Annotated in this window: 2 protein-coding genes; one reads left to right on the forward strand and one right to left on the reverse strand. The window is 71.8% G+C overall.

The window, feature by feature from the left end:
• Positions 1–128 precede the first annotated feature (128 nt).
• Positions 129–1,046, reverse strand: a complete 918-nt coding sequence (locus tag ACGFNF_RS28455) for a neutral zinc metallopeptidase (RefSeq protein WP_393171881.1) — start codon at positions 1,044–1,046, stop codon at positions 129–131.
• A 245-nt stretch (positions 1,047–1,291) separates the two neighbouring features.
• Here ACGFNF_RS28455 and ACGFNF_RS28460 point away from each other — a divergent pair, with 245 nt between their 5' ends.
• Positions 1,292–2,896, forward strand: a complete 1,605-nt coding sequence (locus tag ACGFNF_RS28460) for an ABC-F family ATP-binding cassette domain-containing protein (RefSeq protein ID WP_357580297.1) — start codon at positions 1,292–1,294, stop codon at positions 2,894–2,896.
• Positions 2,897–2,987 lie beyond the last annotated feature (91 nt).

A 2,987-nucleotide genomic window follows, 5' to 3' on the forward strand; every position in this document is an offset into this window, starting at 1 on the left:
CCGGCGGGGGGCCGCGGGGGGGGGGCCCCCCCCCCCCCCCCGCGCCCCCCGCGGGCCCCCCCCCCCCCCCCCGCGGGCGGGGGGGGGCCCCCCCCCCCCCCGCCGAGGGGCGGTCTCCGGTCCGGTGCTCAGAGGCTGCCGCGGAAGGTGTCGCAGGACTTCGGGTCGCCGGTGTCGTAGCCCCGGGTGAACCACTCCTTGCGCTGGGCGGAGGAGCCGTGGGTGAACTCGTCCGGGTTCACCGGCCGGTTGGCCCGCTTGGAGATGGCGTCATCGCCGATCTTCTCGGCGGCGTCGACGGCCTGCTGGATGTCCTGCTCGCTGATGCTGGTGAAGATCTTCTGGCCGCTCGCGTCGGCGGTGCCGGTCGCGTTCTTCGCCCACGCGCCGGCGTAGCAGTCGGCCTGCAGCTCCAGCTTCACCGAGAGCTGGTTGGCGTTGTCCGGGTCGCGCTGCTGCTGGCGGCGCATCTCGGCCTCCGTGCCGAGCAGGTCCTGCACGTGGTGGCCGTACTCGTGGGCGAGCACGTACGGCTGGGCGAACTCGCCGGAGGCGCCGAGCTGCTGGGCGAGCACCTGGTAGAAGGTGAGGTCGATGTAGACCTGGTCGTCGGCGGGGCAGTAGAACGGGCCGACGCCGGAGTCGGCCTGCCCGCAGGCGGTGTTGACGCCCTGGCTGAAGAACACCGTCTTCGACGGGCGGTACTGCTCGCCGAACGCCTCGGGCAGGGCCTTCTGCCAGTACGCCTGGATGGAGTTGACGTAGAGCGTGTTGCGGCAGTCGAGCTGCTGGAGCGCGTCCTCGGCCGAGCACTTCTGCTCCAGTGACGAGTTGTCGCCCTGCGGCTCGTCGCCGCCGCTGGTGGCCGCGTTCAGGCCGAAGCCGCCGCCGACGAGTGCGACGAGCACGGCGATGACGATGCCGACGATGCCGCCCCGACCGCCGCCGATCGGGATGGGTATGCCGCCCAGCCCGCCGCCTCCGCCGGATCCTCGCCGGTCGTCCACCTGGCTGGTGTCGACCCGCGCGTTCTCGTTCAGCTCCATGTCTACCCCGATCACCGATTTGATCCGTTTTGGTGGTTGCGGTACCGGACCGGGTCCGGACGGCGATTCGGTACCCGATGATCTTGATCGGTAATCCGGCGGGGCGATCCGGCGGCGCCCGGTACACTTGGGCCCGTGCTGCTCTGCGAAGGCTGAACCGCCCCGCGCCGACGGGCCTCGTGCCCGCCGGCGCTTTCGCGTGCCCTGAGTCAGCCCTTCCAGACCCCGAGAGCGAGTCCTCCGACATGATCACTGCCACCGGCCTGGAGCTGCGCGCCGGCGCCCGGATCCTGCTGTCCGACACCACGCTGCGGGTGCAGCCGGGTGACCGGATCGGCCTGGTCGGCCGCAACGGCGCCGGCAAGACCACCACGCTGAAGGTGCTCGCCGGCGAGGGCCAGCCGTACGCCGGTCAGCTCGATCGCCGCAGCGCCATCGGTTACCTCCCGCAGGACCCCCGCACCGGCGACCTGGAGGTCACCGGCCGCGACCGGGTGCTCTCCGCCCGGGGCCTGGACGTGCTGATGGCCCAGATGAAGGAGATCGAGGCCAAGCTCGCCGACGGCGCCGACGACCGGCTGGTCCGCCGCTACGGCGCGCTGGAGGACCAGTTCGCCTCCCTCGGCGGGTACGCGGCCGAGGCCGAGGCCGCCCGGATCTGCGCCAACCTCGGCCTGCCGGACCGGGCGCTCGCCCAGACCATCGGCACGCTCTCCGGCGGTCAGCGCCGCCGCATCGAGCTGGCCCGGATCCTGTTCCGCGACGCGGGCGAGAACGGCGGCGGCATCCTGCTGCTCGACGAGCCGACCAACCACCTCGACGCCGACTCGATCACCTGGCTGCGCAGCTTCCTCGCCAACCACAAGGGCGGCCTGATCGTGATCTCCCACGACGGCTCGCTGCTGGAGTCGGTGGTCAACAAGGTGTGGTTCCTCGACGCCACCCGCTCCGTGGTCGACGTCTACAACCTGGGCTGGAAGGCGTACCTGGAGGCCCGCGAGACCGACGAGCGGCGCCGCCGCCGGGAGCGGGCAAACGCCGAGAAGAAGGCCGGCGCGCTGATGGCGCAGGCCGACAAGATGCGGGCCAAGGCCACCAAGACCGTCGCCGCGCAGAACATGGCCCGCCGGGCCGAGAAGCTCATCTCCGGCCTGGAGGAGGTACGCGTCTCCGACCGGGTGGCGAAGGTGCGCTTCCCGAACCCGGCCCCCTGCGGCAAGACCCCGCTCACCGCGACCGGCCTGTCGAAGTCGTACGGCTCGTTGGAGATCTTCACCGACGTGAACGTGGCAGTCGACCGGGGATCCCGGGTGGCCATCCTGGGGCTCAACGGCGCCGGCAAGACCACCCTGCTGCGGATGCTCGGCGGCCTGCTGGAGCCGGACACCGGCGAGGTGCACGCCGGCCACGGCCTGCGGCTCGGCTACTACGCGCAGGAGCACGAGACGCTCGACGTGGACCGTACGGTGCTGGAGCACATGCGCAGCGCCGCCATCGAGCAGACCGACACCGACCTGCGCAAGATCCTCGGGGCGTTCCTGTTCTCCGGCGACGACGTGGACAAGCCGGCAGGGGTGCTCTCCGGCGGCGAGAAGACCCGGCTCGCGCTGGCCACCCTGGTCTGCTCCGGGGCGAACGTGCTGCTGCTCGACGAGCCGACGAACAACCTCGACCCGGTCAGCCGGGAGCAGGTGCTCGACGCCATCGCCCGCTACCCGGGGGCGATCGTGCTGGTCACCCACGACCCCGGCGCGGTCATGGCGCTGAAGCCCGACCGCGCCATCCTGCTCCCCGACGGCGACGAGGACGCCTGGAGCGACGACCTCCTCGAACTGGTCGAACTGGCCTGACTGTGAGGCTGGCCGGGTCGGCCCGAAGGTGATGGGCTGATGGCTGGTGGCAGCGGACGTGACTCTTGCCCTGACTGGCTTCGTGCCTTTG

The organism is Micromonospora sp. NPDC048868, assembly GCF_043198195.1.
In the GTDB taxonomy this organism is placed as follows: Bacteria; Actinomycetota; Actinomycetes; order Mycobacteriales; family Micromonosporaceae; genus Micromonospora; species Micromonospora reichwaldensis.

Coding starts and splice junctions, on each gene's coding strand:
- ACGFNF_RS28460 (WP_357580297.1), top strand. CDS start 1,292: ATGATCACTGCCACCGGCCTGGAGCTGCGCGCCGGCGCCCGGATCCTG.
- ACGFNF_RS28455 (WP_393171881.1), bottom strand. CDS start 1,046: ATGGAGCTGAACGAGAACGCGCGGGTCGACACCAGCCAGGTGGACGAC.